General features: G+C 65.2%; 15 protein-coding genes. 6 read left to right on the top strand and 9 right to left on the bottom strand.

All coding sequences use genetic code 11. The annotated features are described in order from the left end of the window. Nucleotides 1-20: 20 nt before the first annotated feature. The 7 genes from fba to ACVRRC_RS04850 form a co-directional block, all read right to left on the bottom strand. Nucleotides 21-1,085, bottom strand: coding sequence for a class II fructose-bisphosphate aldolase (gene fba, locus ACVRRC_RS04880; protein WP_013984291.1), 1,065 nt, complete (start codon nucleotides 1,083-1,085; stop codon nucleotides 21-23). 181 nt (nucleotides 1,086-1,266) lie between these two features. Further along, nucleotides 1,267-1,602, bottom strand: coding sequence for an MliC family protein (locus tag ACVRRC_RS04875; RefSeq protein WP_011914924.1), 336 nt, complete (start codon nucleotides 1,600-1,602; stop codon nucleotides 1,267-1,269). 16 nt (nucleotides 1,603-1,618) lie between these two features. Further along, a complete protein-coding gene (locus tag ACVRRC_RS04870; RefSeq protein WP_014597977.1) occupies nucleotides 1,619-1,813 on the bottom strand; it encodes a hypothetical protein in 195 nt (64 codons plus the stop codon). Nucleotides 1,814-1,929: 116 nt separating this feature from the next. After that, nucleotides 1,930-3,090, bottom strand: coding sequence for a phosphoglycerate kinase (locus tag ACVRRC_RS04865; RefSeq protein ID WP_106442474.1), 1,161 nt, complete (start codon nucleotides 3,088-3,090; stop codon nucleotides 1,930-1,932). A gap of 49 nt (nucleotides 3,091-3,139) precedes the next feature. Further along, entirely contained in the window at nucleotides 3,140-4,186 is a 1,047-nt protein-coding gene (gene epd / locus ACVRRC_RS04860) for an erythrose-4-phosphate dehydrogenase (RefSeq protein ID WP_011914926.1), read from the bottom strand. A gap of 105 nt (nucleotides 4,187-4,291) precedes the next feature. After that, nucleotides 4,292-6,289 carry a transketolase gene (gene tkt / locus ACVRRC_RS04855; protein WP_472996678.1) on the bottom strand — a complete coding sequence of 666 codons (1,998 nt, stop codon included), beginning with the start codon at nucleotides 6,287-6,289 and terminating at the stop codon, nucleotides 4,292-4,294. An 86-nt stretch (nucleotides 6,290-6,375) separates the two neighbouring features. Beyond that, nucleotides 6,376-7,299 carry a LysR substrate-binding domain-containing protein gene (locus ACVRRC_RS04850; RefSeq protein WP_013984296.1) on the bottom strand — a complete coding sequence of 308 codons (924 nt, stop codon included), beginning with the start codon at nucleotides 7,297-7,299 and terminating at the stop codon, nucleotides 6,376-6,378. 157 nt (nucleotides 7,300-7,456) lie between these two features. Between ACVRRC_RS04850 and ACVRRC_RS04845 the strand changes: the two genes are divergently transcribed. The 5 genes from ACVRRC_RS04845 to ACVRRC_RS04825 all read left to right on the top strand — a co-directional run bounded on the left by ACVRRC_RS04845 (nucleotide 7,457) and on the right by ACVRRC_RS04825 (nucleotide 11,793). Continuing rightward, on the top strand, nucleotides 7,457-8,353 hold the full coding sequence (locus ACVRRC_RS04845; protein ID WP_017245407.1) for a TauD/TfdA family dioxygenase: 897 nt from the start codon (nucleotides 7,457-7,459) through the stop codon (nucleotides 8,351-8,353). Beyond that, complete coding sequence (locus tag ACVRRC_RS04840; RefSeq protein ID WP_013984298.1) at nucleotides 8,350-8,952, top strand: LysE family translocator; 603 nt, start codon at nucleotides 8,350-8,352, stop codon at nucleotides 8,950-8,952. Before ACVRRC_RS04845 ends, ACVRRC_RS04840 begins: the two co-directional genes overlap by 4 nt. 82 nt (nucleotides 8,953-9,034) lie before the next feature. Then, the gene (locus ACVRRC_RS04835) at nucleotides 9,035-10,036 is read left to right on the top strand and encodes an ArsR/SmtB family transcription factor (protein WP_013984299.1); all 1,002 of its coding nucleotides are present in this window, start codon (nucleotides 9,035-9,037) and stop codon (nucleotides 10,034-10,036) included. Between the two features lie 14 nt (nucleotides 10,037-10,050). Beyond that, nucleotides 10,051-11,241, top strand: coding sequence for a methionine adenosyltransferase (metK, locus tag ACVRRC_RS04830; protein ID WP_011914933.1), 1,191 nt, complete (start codon nucleotides 10,051-10,053; stop codon nucleotides 11,239-11,241). 216 nt (nucleotides 11,242-11,457) lie between these two features. After that, nucleotides 11,458-11,793, top strand: a complete 336-nt coding sequence (locus ACVRRC_RS04825; protein ID WP_011914934.1) for a hypothetical protein — start codon at nucleotides 11,458-11,460, stop codon at nucleotides 11,791-11,793. A gap of 55 nt (nucleotides 11,794-11,848) precedes the next feature. Here ACVRRC_RS04825 and ACVRRC_RS04820 read toward each other — a convergent pair whose 3' ends face one another. Both ACVRRC_RS04820 and ACVRRC_RS04815 read right to left on the bottom strand, forming a co-directional pair. Next, a complete protein-coding gene (locus ACVRRC_RS04820) occupies nucleotides 11,849-12,610 on the bottom strand; it encodes an ABC transporter permease (RefSeq protein WP_011914935.1) in 762 nt (253 codons plus the stop codon). Nucleotides 12,611-12,622: 12 nt separating this feature from the next. Beyond that, nucleotides 12,623-13,546: an ABC transporter ATP-binding protein gene (locus tag ACVRRC_RS04815; RefSeq protein WP_017245410.1), complete on the bottom strand. Its 924-nt coding sequence runs from the start codon at nucleotides 13,544-13,546 to the stop codon at nucleotides 12,623-12,625. A 175-nt stretch (nucleotides 13,547-13,721) separates the two neighbouring features. Here ACVRRC_RS04815 and ACVRRC_RS04810 point away from each other — a divergent pair, with 175 nt between their 5' ends. Next, a complete protein-coding gene (locus ACVRRC_RS04810; protein ID WP_285532518.1) occupies nucleotides 13,722-15,053 on the top strand; it encodes a ferredoxin reductase family protein in 1,332 nt (443 codons plus the stop codon). Nucleotides 15,054-15,139: the final 86 nt, after the last annotated feature.

The raw sequence follows: 15,139 nt of genomic DNA, 5'->3' as shown, positions 1-15,139 counted from the left end.
GCTTTTTCATGTCCGATCGATCAATTGATCTTCGGATCCAGCTCGCCGTTGGCGTAGCGCTGGAACATGCCTTCCAGCGAGATCGGCTTGATCTTGCTGGCATTGCCGGCGGTGCCGAAGGCTTCGTAGCGGGCGATGCAGATGTCGCGCATGGCGGCGACGGTCTTGGCCAGGTACTTGCGCGGGTCGAACTCGCTGGGGTTCTTCGCCATGAACTCGCGGATCGCGCCGGTGGAGGCCAGACGCAGGTCGGTGTCGATGTTGACCTTGCGTACGCCGTACTTGATGCCCTCGACGATCTCCTCGACCGGCACACCGTAGGTTTCGCCGATCTCGCCGCCGTACTCGTTGATGATCTTCAACCACTCCTGCGGCACCGAGGAGGAACCGTGCATTACCAGGTGGGTATCCGGGATGCGCGCGTGGATTTCCTTGATGCGCTGGATCGACAGCGTGTCGCCGGTCGGCGGCTTGGTGAACTTGTAGGCGCCGTGGCTGGTGCCGATGGCGATCGCCAGGGCGTCGACCTTGGTCTTGGCGACGAAGTCGGCGGCTTCTTCCGGATCGGTCAGCAGCTGGCTGTGATCGAGCACGCCCTCGGCGCCGACGCCGTCTTCCTCGCCGGCCATGCCGGTTTCAAGGCTGCCCAGGCAACCCAGCTCGCCTTCCACGGAGACGCCACAGGCATGGGCGAAGGCCACGGTCTGCTGGGTCACGCGCACGTTGTACTCGTAATCGGCGGGGGTCTTGCCGTCTTCGCGCAGCGAGCCGTCCATCATCACCGAGGAGAAGCCGAGCTGGATCGAACGCTGGCAGACGTCCGGGCTGGTGCCGTGGTCCTGGTGCATGCACACCGGGATGTGCGGGAATTCTTCGATCGCCGCCAGGATCAGATGACGCAGGAACGGCGCACCGGCGTATTTGCGCGCACCGGCGGAAGCCTGGACGATCACCGGGGAATCGGTCTTGTCGGCCGCTTCCATGATGGCGCGCATCTGCTCGAGGTTGTTGACGTTGAAGGCCGGCACGCCGTAGCCGAACTCGGCGGCGTGGTCGAGCATCTGGCGCATGCTGATGAGTGCCATGTTTTCCTTTCTCCCGGTCTGGGTCGTTTGATCGTGTAGAGCCTGCCGCAGTGGCCGACGCTGTTCAAGCGCCGCACGCTGGGCGCGGCATTGTAGAGGCGGGAGCGACAAATGCCAGCGTCCCGCCAGCGCTTTAAAAAACGTAGCCTCGCATCGCGAGGCCGCAGTAACCGATGGTCCGCTAGATACTGATGAGCGACGCGCTGCAGCCGTGGGCCAGCACCTTGTCATCGGCGACGCGATACACCAGCGCCTCGTTGCCCTTGTCATGGAAGGCAACTACGCCATCGCTATAGAAAGTGCCATGCGTTGCAGGTTCCTTGCGCAACGTATGAACCTGCTCGCTGTTGCCGATCTTCAGGTCGATGGCGTTGCGCTGATCATCGGCGTAGCGCCAGGCGATGTGCTGCTGGCTCTGGCACTTCCAGCGCACGAACGGCGCGTCCGGGCCGGACTGCCAGTGGCCGCAGCCGCCGAGCAGCAGCGCGGCGAGCAGCATGGGCAAGCCTTTGTTCATTCCATCTCCTTGGGAGTCAGTCGGGGCAGTCCTGCAGGCCACCCTGGGCGACGGTCGGATCGCCGGTGGCCTGCATCTCAACACGCTGGTCGTGTTCGGCGGTCGGGCCAAGCACCGGCGGCGGGTCGAGCACCTGGCAGGCGGTATCCGGCGAACTGCCGGCGCAACCGGCCAGGCCCAGGCAACAAACGGCAACAGCGACGTAACGCATGGCGAATCCCCTTTCCTTGTTCCGATAAGAACAGAGACCACGGCGAGCCGCCGGGGTTGCCGTCTGCATCAGCGGGCTGCCAGCGCCGAGGGCGCCGCCGGCAGCCCGCCCGGCCATCAGCTGGCGCGTTGCTCCAGTACCTCGACCGCCGGCAGCACCTTGCCCTCGACGAACTCGAGGAAGGCGCCACCACCGGTGGAGATGTAGGAGATCTGCTCGGCCACGCCGTACTTGTCGATGGCCGCCAGGGTGTCGCCACCGCCGGCGATGGAGAACGCCGGGCTCTGGGCAATGGCCTGGGCCAGCACCTTGGTGCCGTTGCCGAACTGGTCGAATTCGAACACGCCCACCGGACCGTTCCAGAGAATGGTCTGCGAAGACTTGAGCATCTCGCCGAACATGGCTGCGGTCTTCGGCCCGATGTCCAGGATCATGTCGTCGTCGGCGACGTCGGCGATGGCCTTGACCGTGGCCTCGGCGCTCTCGGCGAATTCCTTGGCGACCACCACATCCACCGGCAGCGGCACGGCGACCTTGGCCGCGATGGCCTTGGCGGTGTCGATCAGATCGGCCTCGTGCAGCGACTTGCCGACCTTGTAGCCGGCCGCGGCGAGGAAGGTGTTGGCGATGCCGCCGCCGACGATCAGCTGGTCGCAGATGTCGGCCAGCGAGGTCAGCACGTCGAGCTTGGTCGATACCTTGGAGCCGGCGACGATGGCCACCATCGGCCGCTGCGGCTTGTCCAGCGCCTTGCCCAGCGCGTCCAGCTCGGCCGCCAGCAGCGGGCCGGCGCAGGCGACCTTGGCGAACTTGGCCACGCCATGAGTCGAGCCCTGGGCACGGTGGGCGGTGCCGAAGGCGTCCATGACGAAGACGTCGCAGAGGGCAGCGTACTTCTGCGCCAGCTCGTCGGTGTTTTTCTTCTCGCCCTTGTTGAAGCGCACGTTCTCCAGCAGGACCAGCTCACCCGGCTTGACCTCGACACCGTCCAGGTAATCCTTGACCAGCGGCACCTCACGGCCGAGGGCCTTGGACAGGTAATCGGCGACCGGCTTGAGGCTGTCTTCCTCGCTGTAGACGCCCTCTTCCGGACGGCCCAGGTGCGAGCAGACCAGCACCGCGGCGCCTTTTTCCAGCGCCAGCTTGATGGTCGGCAACGAGGCCAGGATGCGTGCATCGCTCTTCACCGCGCCATCCTTCACCGGCACGTTGAGGTCCTCGCGGATCAGCACGCGCTTACCCTGGAGGTCGAGATCGGTCATCTTCAAAACGGTCATGTTGGTCTTCCTTAAGGTCGAGAAGCAGCGATGTTCCAAGCGCGTGCCACTACGGGCGATGGGCCACGCGCAGGTAATGGTCGGTGACGTCGAGCATGCGGTTGGCGAACCCCCATTCGTTGTCGAACCAGGCCAGCAGATTCACCAGGCGCGGGCCGGAGGCACGGGTAAGGCTGCCGTCGACGATCGCCGAATGCGGGTCGTGGTTGAAGTCGCAACTGGCATGCGGCAACTCCGTGTAGGCCAGCAACCCCTGCAAGGGGCCGCTTTCGGCGGCCTCGCGCAGCACCTTGTTGATGGTCTGCGCATCGGTATCGCGCGCCGTCTGCAGCGTGATGTCCAGGCAGGAGACGTTCACCGTCGGCACCCGCACGGCTTTGGCCTGAATCCGCCCGGAGAGTTCCGGCAGCAGGCGTTCGATACCCCGGGCGAGCCCCGTGGATACCGGAATCACCGACTGGAAGGCCGAGCGGGTGCGGCGCAGGTCGTCATGGTGGTAGGCGTCGATCACCGGCTGGTCGTTCATCGCCGAGTGAATGGTCGTGATGGAGGCGAACTCGATGCCCACCGCGTCATTGAGCAGCTTGAGCAGCGGCACGCCGCAGTTGGTGGTGCAGGAGGCGTTGGACACCAGCCGCTCGGTGCCGCTCAGCTGCCCCTGATTGATGCCCATCACCACGGTGGCGTCGACATCCGCCGCACTGGCCATCGGCTGGGAAAACAGTACCCGCGGCACACCCGCCGCAAGGAAACGCTCGCCATCGGCACGGCTGGTGTAGGCGCCGGAACATTCCAGCACCAGATCGACGTCGAGTGCCCGCCAGTCGATGGCTTCCGGCGTCGATGCACGCAGCACCTTCACACAGTCGCCGTTCAGGTGCAGGCAGTCGCCCTCCACGCCCACGTCGCCGGGAAAGCGGCCGTGAGTGGAGTCGAAGCGGGTGAGGTATTCCAGGCTGGCCATGTCGGCCAGGTCGTTGAGGGCAACGAACTGAAAATCGAAGGCGGCGCCGCGCTCATAGAATGCACGCAGCACGCAACGGCCGATGCGGCCGTAGCCGTTGAGCGCGACGCGATAGGGACGGGCGTTGGCCATGGGTTCTCGTCGGTCCTGCAGGTGGAAAGCGGCAGTTGGCTCTCCACCCTACGCGGATGGGGCTTGATGGGATGGATGACCGCAGCCATCCACCCATCGTCGCGATCAGTCCTCCAGCAGCTCTTCGGCGACCGCGAGGATGTTGTCGACGGTGAAGCCGAATTCCTCGAACAGCTGGCCGGCCGGAGCCGACTCGCCGTAGGTGGTCATGCCGATGATGCGACCGTCGAGGCCGACGTACTTGTACCAGTAGTCCGCATGGGCCGCCTCGATGGCGATGCGCGCACCGACTTCAACCGGCAGTACCAGCTGCTTGTAGGCCGCGTCCTGGGCGTCGAACACGCTGGTGCAGGGCATGGAGACGACGCGCACCTTGCGGCCCTGCTCGGCCAGCTTGTCGGCGGCCTGTACCGCCAGGCTGACTTCCGAACCGGTGGCGATCAGGATCAGCTCCGGCTCGCCAGCGCAGTTCTTCAGGATGTAACCGCCGCGGGCGATGGCCGCTTCGGTTTCGTTGTCACGCACATGGAACGGCAGGTTCTGCCGCGAGAAGATCAGCGCGCTCGGACCGTCCTTGCGCTCGACCGCATGCTTCCAGGCCACCGCGGACTCGACCGTGTCGGCCGGACGCCAGGTATCCAGGTTCGGCGTGGTGCGCAGGGCGACCAGCTGCTCGACCGGCTGGTGGGTCGGGCCGTCTTCGCCGAGGCCGATGGAGTCGTGGGTGAACACGTAGATCACCCGCTGCTTCATCAGCGCCGACATGCGCACGGCGTTGCGTGCGTATTCCATGAACATCAGGAAGGTCGCGCCGTAGGGGATCAGGCCGCCGTGTAGGGCGACACCGTTCATGATCGCGGCCATGCCGAACTCGCGCACGCCGTAATACATGTAGTTGCCCGAGGCATCCTCGGCCACCACCGGCTTGCAGCCCTTCCACAGGGTCAGGTTGGAGCCGGCCAGGTCCGCCGAGCCGCCGAGCAGCTCCGGCAGCAGCGGGCCGAAGGCGTTCAGGCAGTTCTGACTGGCCTTGCGGCTGGCGATGGTTTCGCCCTTGGTGGCGACTTCACGGATGAACTCGCTGGCCTTTTCGGCGAAGTCCGCCGGCAGCTCGCCGGCCATGCGTCGCTTGAACTCGGCAGCCAGCGCCGGGAATTCGGCCTCGTAGGCGGCGAAGCGCTTGTTCCACTCGTTCTCGGCGTCGGCGCCCTTCTGCTTGGCGTCCCACTCGGCGTATATCTCGGCCGGGATTTCGAAGGGGCCGTGCTTCCAGCCCAGCACCTCGCGGGTCAGGGCGATTTCGGCCTCACCCAGGGCAGCGCCGTGGGATTCTTCCTTGCCCTGCTTGTTCGGCGAGCCGAAGCCAATGATGGTCTTGCAGCAGATCAGGGTCGGGCGGTCGCTTTTGCGCGCGGTCTCGATGGCCATCTGAATCTCGTCGGCGTCGTGACCGTCGACGTTACGGATCACCTGCCAGCCATAGGCCTCGAAGCGGCGCGGGGTATCGTCGGTGAACCAGCCGTGGACTTCGCCATCGATGGAGATGCCATTGTCATCGTAAAAGGCGATCAGCTTGTTCAGGCCCAGGGTGCCGGCCAGCGAGCAGACTTCGTGGCTGATGCCTTCCATCATGCAGCCGTCGCCGAGGAACACGTAGGTGTTGTGATCGACGATGTTGTGGCCGGGGCGGTTGAACTGCGCCGCCATGACCTTCTCGGCCAGGGCGAAGCCCACCGCGTTGGCCAGGCCCTGGCCCAGTGGCCCGGTGGTGGTCTCGACACCGGCGGTGTAGCCGAACTCCGGGTGGCCAGGGGTCTTGCTGTGCAGCTGGCGGAAGTTCTTCAGGTCGTCGATGGACAGGTCGTAGCCGGTCAGGTGCAGCAGCGAGTAGATCAGCATCGAGCCGTGGCCGTTGGACAGCACGAAGCGATCGCGGTCGGCCCACTGCGGGTTGGTCGGACTGTGCTTCAGGTGGTCGCGCCAGAGCACTTCGGCGATGTCCGCCATGCCCATGGGGGCACCCGGGTGGCCGCTGTTGGCTTTCTGCACGGCATCCATGCTGAGGGCGCGGATGGCATTGGCTCGCTCACGACGGCTGGGCATCGCTGAATCTCCTGCGGGGGTGTACGTAGAAAAAGGCGGCCATTTTCCCCTACCGAGGGTGGCCGGGGCAATGACTGAATCGGCCGTCAATCCAACAGTTCGACGCCTTGGCGGGTCACATCCGGCAGGTGCTCGAGCAAGTAATCGCGCATGCGCGCAAGCGTCGCCGACTCGCTGCCACCGCCTGGCCACACCAGGTAATAGCTGTCGCCGGAGCGCACCGCCTGACGCAGCGGCAGCACCAGGCTGCCGCGCTGCAGTTCGGCACCGACCAGGGCCAGATCGCCGATCGACACGCCATGGCCCTGGGCGGCGGCGGAGATGCCCAGTTCGAGGGTGTCGAACAATTTGCCCTGCTGCCAGGCGACCTCATCCACGCGCCCGGTGCGCTGCAGCCAGCGCCGCCAGTCACGGCAGTCACGCGACGGGTGAATCAGCTCGGCCGCCGCCAGCTGCTCGGTGCTCCAGGGCGCCGCGCCGAGCAGTTCCGGCGCGCAGACCGGCACCAGCCATTCGTCGAACAGCTTGACCCGGCGCCAGTCGGCCGGAAAGCCGCCATTGCCCAGCAGGATCGCGCAGTCGAACGGCTCGCTGTGGAAATCCACCGCGTCCAGATCCATCCAGGCGCTGGTGAGCTGCACACGATTCTGCGGATGCGCCAGCTGAAAGGCGTTCAACGCGCCGAGCAGCCAGCGCATGGTCAGCGTCGAAGGCGCCTTGAGGCGAAGCGCGCCGCGCTGGCGCGTCACCGCGACGCAGGCGTTCTCGATGGTACGGAAACCGATCTTCAGCTCCTGCGCCAGCAGGCGGCCGGCATCGGTCAGCACCAGCCGTGAGCCATGTCGCTCGAACAGCTGGCAATCCAGATGCTCCTCCAGGGTCTTCACGTGCCGGCTCACCGCACTCTGGGTGATGAACAGGCTCTGCGCCGCCTGGGTGAACGAGCCGAAGCGCGCCGCCACCTCGAACGCACGCAGCGCATACAGAGGCGGCATGCGCGGTACTGCCATAACGGATTCCGGCATGACTAAAACTCATCCTTAGCGGCTGTTTTTTCCATTTTTCAATCCTCATGCACCTCCCAATACTGCGCCAGCTAAGGGTCGCAGGCCAACCCCGCCAAAACACCCATCACGCCAGCACATACAAAAGTCAGGGAAGGATGTCATGCACAACGATCATTACGAGACGCTTCTGGCCCGCGCCGTGACCAAGGGCGCGCTGCAGCATGAGCAGATTGGCGAGATCCTCAATTTCAGGCTGTTCGGCAACAAGCGCGGCTACCTGACACTGGAAAACCTGCCGGTCGGCGATATCCCGCCCACCCCGCCCAGCCGCGAACAGCTGAACAAGCCCGACGAGAGCAGCGAACGCCTGTTGCTGCAGGCGACGGCGCTGCTGGGCGAGCCGATCGGCTACCTGCAGGAGTCCGATGGCTGCATCGTCAACAACTTCTTCCCGCTGCAGACGCAGTCCCGAGCGGCGAACTCCGACAGCTTCGACACCGAACTGGATCTGCACACCGAAAATGCCTTCCACGCCGTGGTACCGGACTATCTGGTGCTGCTCTGCCTGCGCCAGGACCCCGCCGCCGAAGCGGTGACCTACATCGCCTCCATCGAGCGCATCCTCGAGCGTCTGACCTTCGAAGAGCAGGCCTTCTTCCTCACCGAGCCGTACAACTTCCTGTCTGACTACGGCCCCACCGGCAAGAACCAGCGCATCGACATCAACCGCCACCAGACCATCCTCTATGGCGATCCGGACGCGCCCTTCTTTCGCTTCGACCCGCAGTTCATGCTGGCTTTCAGCAGCCGCGCCCAGCAGCTGATGGACAAGCTGCGCAACATCGCCTGGGAAGTGGTCGAGCCCGTGCGCCTGAACCGCGGCGACATGCTGATCATCGACAACCGCCGCACCGCCCACGCGCGCAGCCCCTTCAGCGCGCGCTTCGATGGCAGCGACCGCTGGATCCAGCGCGCCTTCGCCATCACCAATCCCAACTTCTACGCCGAGCGGCTGGGCAAGCGCAGCCGCGTATTCGGCCTGGTGACCGAACTATGAACGCCACCTACCTCGCCTTCGCCGCCGCGGTCGCACTGCTGATCGCCTCCCCCGGACCGGTGGTCGCCCTGGTGGTGGCCGACGCCCGCCGCCGCTGGCCGCTGTGGACCATCCTCGGCGGCGCCGTGTCTGCGCAGATTTTGATGATCGCCGCGCTGGTGATGATCTACCTCGCACTGGACCTCGACCCGCTGGTGCTCGAGGCCGGGCAGATCCTCGGCGGGCTCTACCTCATCTGGCTGGGCTGCGACGGCCTCTGCGGCGGCGGCGGCGAAACCACCACGCCGCGCCGCAGTGAGGCGCACTATTTCTGGCGGGCCATGGCGGTGGGCCTGTCCAATCCAAAGGACATCCTGTTCTTCCTCGCCTTCCTGCCCGGCTTCATCCTGCCGGCGCAGCCGTTCGCTCCGCAGGCCACGGTCCTGATCGTGATCTGGCTGGTGATCGATCTGAGCATCCTGCTCGCCTACAGCCTGCTGTCGCGCCGCCTGGCCGGCGAGGGGCTGGTTCAGCGATTGCTGGATATCCTGCCCAACTACTTCCTCATCGGCCTGGGCCTGGTGTCCTGCACCCTGGGGCTGTCCCGCCTGCTGCAGTAACCCTGCACCCGCAAGGGCAATATCAAAACTTTTTGATACTGCCCTTGCTGTACGAAAAGTGACCGACTAGACTGCGCGGCCTATGAGCCTGCGCTTTCCCCAGATCCGTTACGACGCCAGCGACCAGCTCGCCGCCCTGTGCAAGGCCGGTGGCGATGCGCTGCGCCTGAACGTGCTGCGCGTGCTGGCCAGCGACTCCTTCGGCGTGCTCGAGCTGGCGCAGATCTTTGCCATCGGCCAGTCGGGGATGAGCCATCATCTCAAGGTGCTCACCCAGGCCGGCCTGCTGGCCACCCGGCGCGAAGGCAACGCGGTGTTCTACCGGCGCAGCCTGGCGCAGCTCGACAGCCCTGGCGGCCGGCTGCACGCGGCATTGCTGGAGGAAGCGGACCGGCTGGAACTGCCACGCGAGATCGACGCCCGCATCGCCGCCGTACACGCCCAGCGCAGCGCCGCCAGCGAGGATTTCTTCGCGCGCATGGCCGACAGTTTCCAGGCCCGCCAGGACCTGATCGCCGGCCTGCCACAGTACCGCGACAGCGTGGTGGCCCTGCTCGACGCGCTGAACTTCGACGCCGAAGCCACGGCGCTGGAAGTCGGCCCCGGCGACGGCAGCTTCCTGCCGGAACTGGCCCGGCGCTTCGCCCGGGTGGTGGCGCTGGACAACAGCCCGGCGATGCTCGACCTGGCCCGCGCCCATTGCGAACAGACCGGGCTCGGCAACGTCGAACTCAGGCTGGCCGACGCCTTGCACGATGACTGCCCGGCGGCCGACTGCGTGGTACTGAACATGGTCCTGCATCACCTGGCCGCGCCGGGTGAGGCAATGAAACAACTGGCGCGGCTGGTAAAGGCGGGCGGCAGCCTGCTGATCACCGAGCTGTGCAGCCACAACCAGAGTTGGGCCAGGGAGGCCTGCGGCGATCTCTGGTTGGGCTTCGAACAGGACGATCTGGCCCGTTGGGCCGATGCCGCGGGGCTCACGCCCGGCGAGAGCCTCTACATTGGCTTGAAGAACGGTTTTCAGATCCAGGCCCGGCACTTTTCCCGGCCCGCTCCTGACGACCGACTCACCCACCGGTAATAGGAAACCGATAGATGAGCGAATACTCGATTTTCACCTCCGAGTCCGTGTCCGAAGGGCATCCGGACAAGATCGCCGATCAGATCTCCGATGCGGTGCTCGACGCCATCATCGCCGAGGACAAGCACGCCCGCGTGGCCTGCGAAACCCTGGTCAAGACCGGTGTAGCCATCGTCGCCGGTGAAGTGACCACCAGCGCCTGGGTCGATCTGGAGCAGCTGGTCCGCGACGTCATCGTCGACATCGGCTACAACAGCTCGGAAGTCGGTTTCGACGGCGCCACCTGCGGCATCATCAACATCATCGGCAAGCAGTCGGTGGACATCGCCCAGGGCGTCGACCGCACCAAGCCGGAAGACCAGGGTGCCGGCGACCAGGGCCTGATGTTCGGCTATGCCAGCAACGAGACCGACGTACTGATGCCGGCGCCTATCCGTTTCTCCCACGCCCTGGTCGAGCGCCAGGCCGAGGCGCGCAAGAACGGCCTGCTGCCGTGGCTGCGTCCGGACGCCAAGAGCCAGGTCACCTGCCGCTACGAGAACGGCCAGGTGGTCGGCATCGACGCCGTGGTGCTGTCGACCCAGCACAACCCCGACGTCAAGCAGAGCGATCTGCGCGAAGCGGTGATGGAGCTGATCATCAAGCACAGCCTGCCGGCCGAGCTGCTGCACAAGGACACCCAGTACCACATCAACCCGACCGGCCAGTTCGTCATCGGCGGCCCGGTAGGCGATTGCGGCCTGACCGGACGCAAGATCATCGTCGACACCTACGGCGGCATGGCCCGTCACGGCGGCGGCGCCTTCTCCGGCAAGGACCCGTCCAAGGTCGACCGCAGCGCTGCCTACGCCGGACGCTACGTCGCCAAGAACATCGTTGCCGCCGGTCTCGCCGATCGCTGCGAGATCCAGGTGTCCTATGCCATCGGCGTGGCGCAGCCGACGTCCATCTCGCTGAACACCTTCGGCACCGGCAAGCTCGGCGACGACAAGATCATCGCCCTGGTGCGCGAGCACTTCGATCTGCGCCCCTACGCGATCACCCGCATGCTCGACCTGCTGCACCCGATGTATCGCGCCACCGCCGCCTACGGCCACTTCGGCCGCACCCCCTATGAGATGACGGTGGGTGCCGACACCTTCACCGCCTTCACCTGGGAGAAGACCGACAAGGCCGACGCCCTGCGCGCCGCCGCCGGGCTGTAAGCAGCCTCCGGTCAACGGAAAACCCCGCCGGCCTGAGCCGTGCGGGGTTTTCTGCTTTCTGGACCGGATGCATCCAGCGTCACGCAATCCGCACCAGGTCACGAAACCTGCATGCCAGCGCCTTTGCGCACCAGAAGCAAAACGCTATCATCGCCGCCCTTTTCGAACGGACTCGATCGATCACCTGTCGTGATCGACATTACAAGGAGCTTACCCATGCGTATTTCCCACCTCTTCGGCTGCGCCCTGCTCGCCCTCTCGAGCGCCTCGCTGCAGGCGGCTACCAGCGATGTGCAGGCCAAATGCGAACAACAGCTGAACGCCCAGCAAGGCAACCTGGAAACCGGCAAGCTGCTCGGCCAGATGCTCGGCAACGAGAAGCTCAGCAACGCCATCGCTCAGGTGGAGGGTGGCTGTGCACAACTGAACGGCGAAGAACTGGCGGCCAATGCCAACGCCACCGAACAGGGCGCGGCGATCGACGAGAAGGTCCAGGCCGTGACCCAGGCCAAGGATGCCGTGCTCGGCCTCGGCAAGATGTTCGGCAAGTAAGCTTCAAGTGCTGTAATTGAAAACGCCCGCATCTGCGGGCGTTTTCGTGTGCGGCTCAGTTCTTCAACCGATAGCCGGTCTTGAAGATCCACCACACCGCCAGCAGGCAGGCGGCGAGAAAGCCGAGGATCATCGCCAGGCTGATGCCGACACTGATGTCCGAGACGCCGTAGAAGCTCCAGCGGAAGCCGCTGATCAGGTACACCACCGGGTTGAACAGCGTGATCTTCTGCCACAGCGGCGGCAGCATCTCGATGGAGTAGAAGCTGCCGCCGAGAAAGGCCAACGGCGTGACGATCAGCGCCGGGACGATCTGCAGCTTCTCCCAGCCGTCGGCCCAGATGCCGATGATGAACCCGAACAGGCAGAAAGTAACCGCCGTCAGCACCAGGAACAGCGCCATCATCAGCGGATGCTGGATCTCATAATCGACGAACAGGCGCGCGGTAAGCAGGATGATCACGCCGAGAATCAGCGATTTGGTCGCTGCTGCGCCAACGTAGCCGATGACGATCTCGACATAGGACACCGGCGCCGACAGCACCTCGTAGATGGTCCCCGAGTAGCGCGGCATGTAGATGCCGAACGAGGCGTTGGAGATGCTCTCGGAAAGCAGCGCCATCATGATCAGGCCGGGAATGATGAAGGCGCCGTAGGGGATGCCGTGCATGGCCTCCATGCGCGCGCCAATGGCCGAGCCGAACACCACGAAGTACAGCGAGGTGGAGATCACCGGGGTGGCGATGCTCTGCAGCAGGGTGCGCCAGGTGCGCGCCAGTTCGAACAGGTAGATCGCGCGGATCGCGTAAACATTCATGCAGTTGTTCCTTCAGCGCCCGTGAACGAGGTTGACGAAGATTTCCTCCAGCGAGCTCTGGCTCGACTGCAGGTCCTTGAAGTCGATGCCGTGGGCGGCCAGGCGCTTGAGCAGCTCGGCGATGCCGGTGTCCTCGTGCTGGGCATCGAAGGTGAACACCAGCTGGTTGCCGGCATCGGTCAGCTCCAGCGGATAGCCGGCCAGCTCTTCCGGGATCGCCGTCAACGGGCGCTGCAGGTGCAGGGTCAGCTGCTTCTTGCCGAGCTTGTGCATCAGCACATGCTTGTCCTCGACGAGGATGATCTCGCCCTTGCTGATCACCCCGATGCGGTCGGCCATCTCCTCGGCCTCCTCGATGTAGTGGGTGGTGAGGATGATGGTCACGCCCCGTTCGCGCAGGCCGCGGACCATCTCCCACATGTCCCGGCGCAGCTCGACATCGACGCCAGCGGTGGGCTCGTCGAGGAACAGGATCGATGGCTCGTGGGACAGCGCCTTGGCGATCATCACGCGGCGCTTCATGCCACCGGAGAGTTCCAGAATCCGGGCATTGCGCTTGTCCCACAGGGACAAATCGCGCAACAGTTTCTCGAGGAACGAATCGTCCGGCGCCTTGCCAAACAGCCCGCGCGAAAAACGCACCGTCGCCCAGACGCTTTCGAACCCCTCGTTGAACAGCTCCTGCGGCACCAAGCCGATCTTCGAGCGGGCTGCGCGGTAGTCCTGGACGATGTCGTGGCCGTCGACCACTACGCGGCCGCCGCCGGGGTTGACGATGCCGCAGATGATGCTGATCAGCGTGGTCTTGCCGGCGCCGTTGGGTCCGAGCAGGGCGAAGATCTCGCCCTTGCGGATCTCGAGGTCGATGCGTTTGAGCGCGGGATGTCCGGACGCGTAGGTCTTGGTGAGCTGCTCGATGGCGATCACTGGGTACACGGGCTCGTCTCTTCGAGGAATTGAGGGGCGAATTGTAGATAAAAAGCGCGTCCTCCCGTGTCGCCGATTTCGGCCGACCGCTGTGCTACTGACCACGGTCATGGCAGTGGCATGGCAGCAGGGGGATGCTCAAGGAAGCTCGAAATAGGGATGTCAGCTGGGAGGCTTGCCCAAGATGAGACAGATAAAACTCACCTACGTCGCGCTGTTCGTCGGACTGACGCTGCTCTGGCTGCTGGTCGACAGCTTCGTCATGGCGCATTATCAGATCTGGCCGCTGCGCAAGGTGATGGTGCACTACAGCGGTGTGCTCGGCATCGCCGCGATGAGCGTGGCGGTGATACTGGCGGCGCGGCCACGGCGCTTCGAACGCTTCTTCGACGGCCTGGACAAGACCTATCGGCTGCACAAGTGGCTGGGCATCAGCGCCCTGGTGATCGCCATCTTCCACTGGGGCTGGGGCCAGATTCCGAAATGGCTGGTGGGTTTCGGCTGGCTGGAGCGACCGGCTCGGCGCGCCGGCGAGGGCCAGGCTCACGAAGGCATCTTCGCCCTGCTGCAACGCTTTCGCGGCATCGCGGAGACCATCGGCGAGTGGGCCTTCTATGCCGCGGTCATCCTCATCGTGCTGGCATTGGTCAAGCGCTTCCCCTACCGCTGGTTCTTCCGCACCCACCGCTGGCTGGCACTGGTCTACCTGACGCTGGTGGTGCACGCGGTAGTGCTGACGCCGCCGGTCTACTGGACCTCGCCGCTGGGCCTGGTGCTGGCCGTGCTCATGGCCGCCGGCTCGCTGGCCGCCTGCATCTCGCTGCTGCGCCGCATCGGCCGCAAGCATCAGGTGGTAGGCCGCATCGAAAGCCTGACCCATCACCGCGACAACCGCGTGCTGCGCGTCGACATCAAGCTCGATGGCGCCTGGCCGGGACACAAGGCCGGGCAGTTCGCCTTCGTCACCTTCGACGACAAGGAAGGGCCGCACCCCTTCAGCCTCTCCTCGGCCTGGTGCAACGACGGCCGGCTGGCCTTCTCCATCAAGGGCCTCGGCGACTACACCCGCACCCTGCCCCAGACGCTCAAGGTCGGCGACCCGGTGAAGGTGGAAGGTCCCTATGGCTGCTTCGATTTCCACAGCCGCAAGCCGCGGCAGATCTGGGTCGCCGGCGGCATCGGTATCGCGCCGTTCATTGGCCGCCTGCAAGCGCTGGCCGACAGCGGTAACGGGGACAACGTCGACTTCTTCTACTGCACCAGCGCGCCCGACCAGGGCTTCATCGAGCGCATCCGCGAGCTGGCCGAACGCGCCCGGGTGCGCCTGCACGTGCTGGTCGCCAGCGAAGGCGGGCGGCTGACGCCCGAACGCCTGCGCCAGCTGGCGCCGCAGTGGCAGGACAGTGACGTCTGGTTCTGCGGCCCTGCCGGTTTCGGTCAGGACCTCAGCCGTGACCTGCAGCGGCGCGGCCTGCCGGCGCGGGATTTCCATCAGGAACTGTTCAACATGCGCTGACGCACGGTCGGCTCGCGCCTGGCAGGCGACAATCCGGCATCGGTCCGCCGGCGTCGGCGGGCCGCGCCCCCGTCACCAGAGCAAGG

This window comes from Stutzerimonas sp. LR2 (genome assembly GCF_055755175.1).
This window is presented reverse-complemented; position numbering and strand designations above follow the sequence as displayed.

Bases quoted from the DNA above. Each gene is read 5' to 3' on its own strand.
- metK (WP_011914933.1), top strand. From the start codon at position 10,051: ATGAGCGAATACTCGATTTTCACCTCCGAGTCCGTGTCCGAAGGGCAT.
- ACVRRC_RS04840 (WP_013984298.1), top strand. From the start codon at position 8,350: ATGAACGCCACCTACCTCGCCTTCGCCGCCGCGGTCGCACTGCTGATC.
- tkt (WP_472996678.1), bottom strand. From the start codon at position 6,289: ATGCCCAGCCGTCGTGAGCGAGCCAATGCCATCCGCGCCCTCAGCATG.
- epd (WP_011914926.1), bottom strand. From the start codon at position 4,186: ATGGCCAACGCCCGTCCCTATCGCGTCGCGCTCAACGGCTACGGCCGC.
- ACVRRC_RS04845 (WP_017245407.1), top strand. From the start codon at position 7,457: ATGCACAACGATCATTACGAGACGCTTCTGGCCCGCGCCGTGACCAAG.
- fba (WP_013984291.1), bottom strand. From the start codon at position 1,085: ATGGCACTCATCAGCATGCGCCAGATGCTCGACCACGCCGCCGAGTTC.
- ACVRRC_RS04850 (WP_013984296.1), bottom strand. From the start codon at position 7,299: ATGGCAGTACCGCGCATGCCGCCTCTGTATGCGCTGCGTGCGTTCGAG.
- ACVRRC_RS04875 (WP_011914924.1), bottom strand. From the start codon at position 1,602: ATGAACAAAGGCTTGCCCATGCTGCTCGCCGCGCTGCTGCTCGGCGGC.
- ACVRRC_RS04835 (WP_013984299.1), top strand. From the start codon at position 9,035: ATGAGCCTGCGCTTTCCCCAGATCCGTTACGACGCCAGCGACCAGCTC.
- ACVRRC_RS04865 (WP_106442474.1), bottom strand. From the start codon at position 3,090: ATGACCGTTTTGAAGATGACCGATCTCGACCTCCAGGGTAAGCGCGTG.
- ACVRRC_RS04820 (WP_011914935.1), bottom strand. From the start codon at position 12,610: ATGAATGTTTACGCGATCCGCGCGATCTACCTGTTCGAACTGGCGCGC.
- ACVRRC_RS04825 (WP_011914934.1), top strand. From the start codon at position 11,458: ATGCGTATTTCCCACCTCTTCGGCTGCGCCCTGCTCGCCCTCTCGAGC.
- ACVRRC_RS04870 (WP_014597977.1), bottom strand. From the start codon at position 1,813: ATGCGTTACGTCGCTGTTGCCGTTTGTTGCCTGGGCCTGGCCGGTTGC.
- ACVRRC_RS04810 (WP_285532518.1), top strand. From the start codon at position 13,722: ATGAGACAGATAAAACTCACCTACGTCGCGCTGTTCGTCGGACTGACG.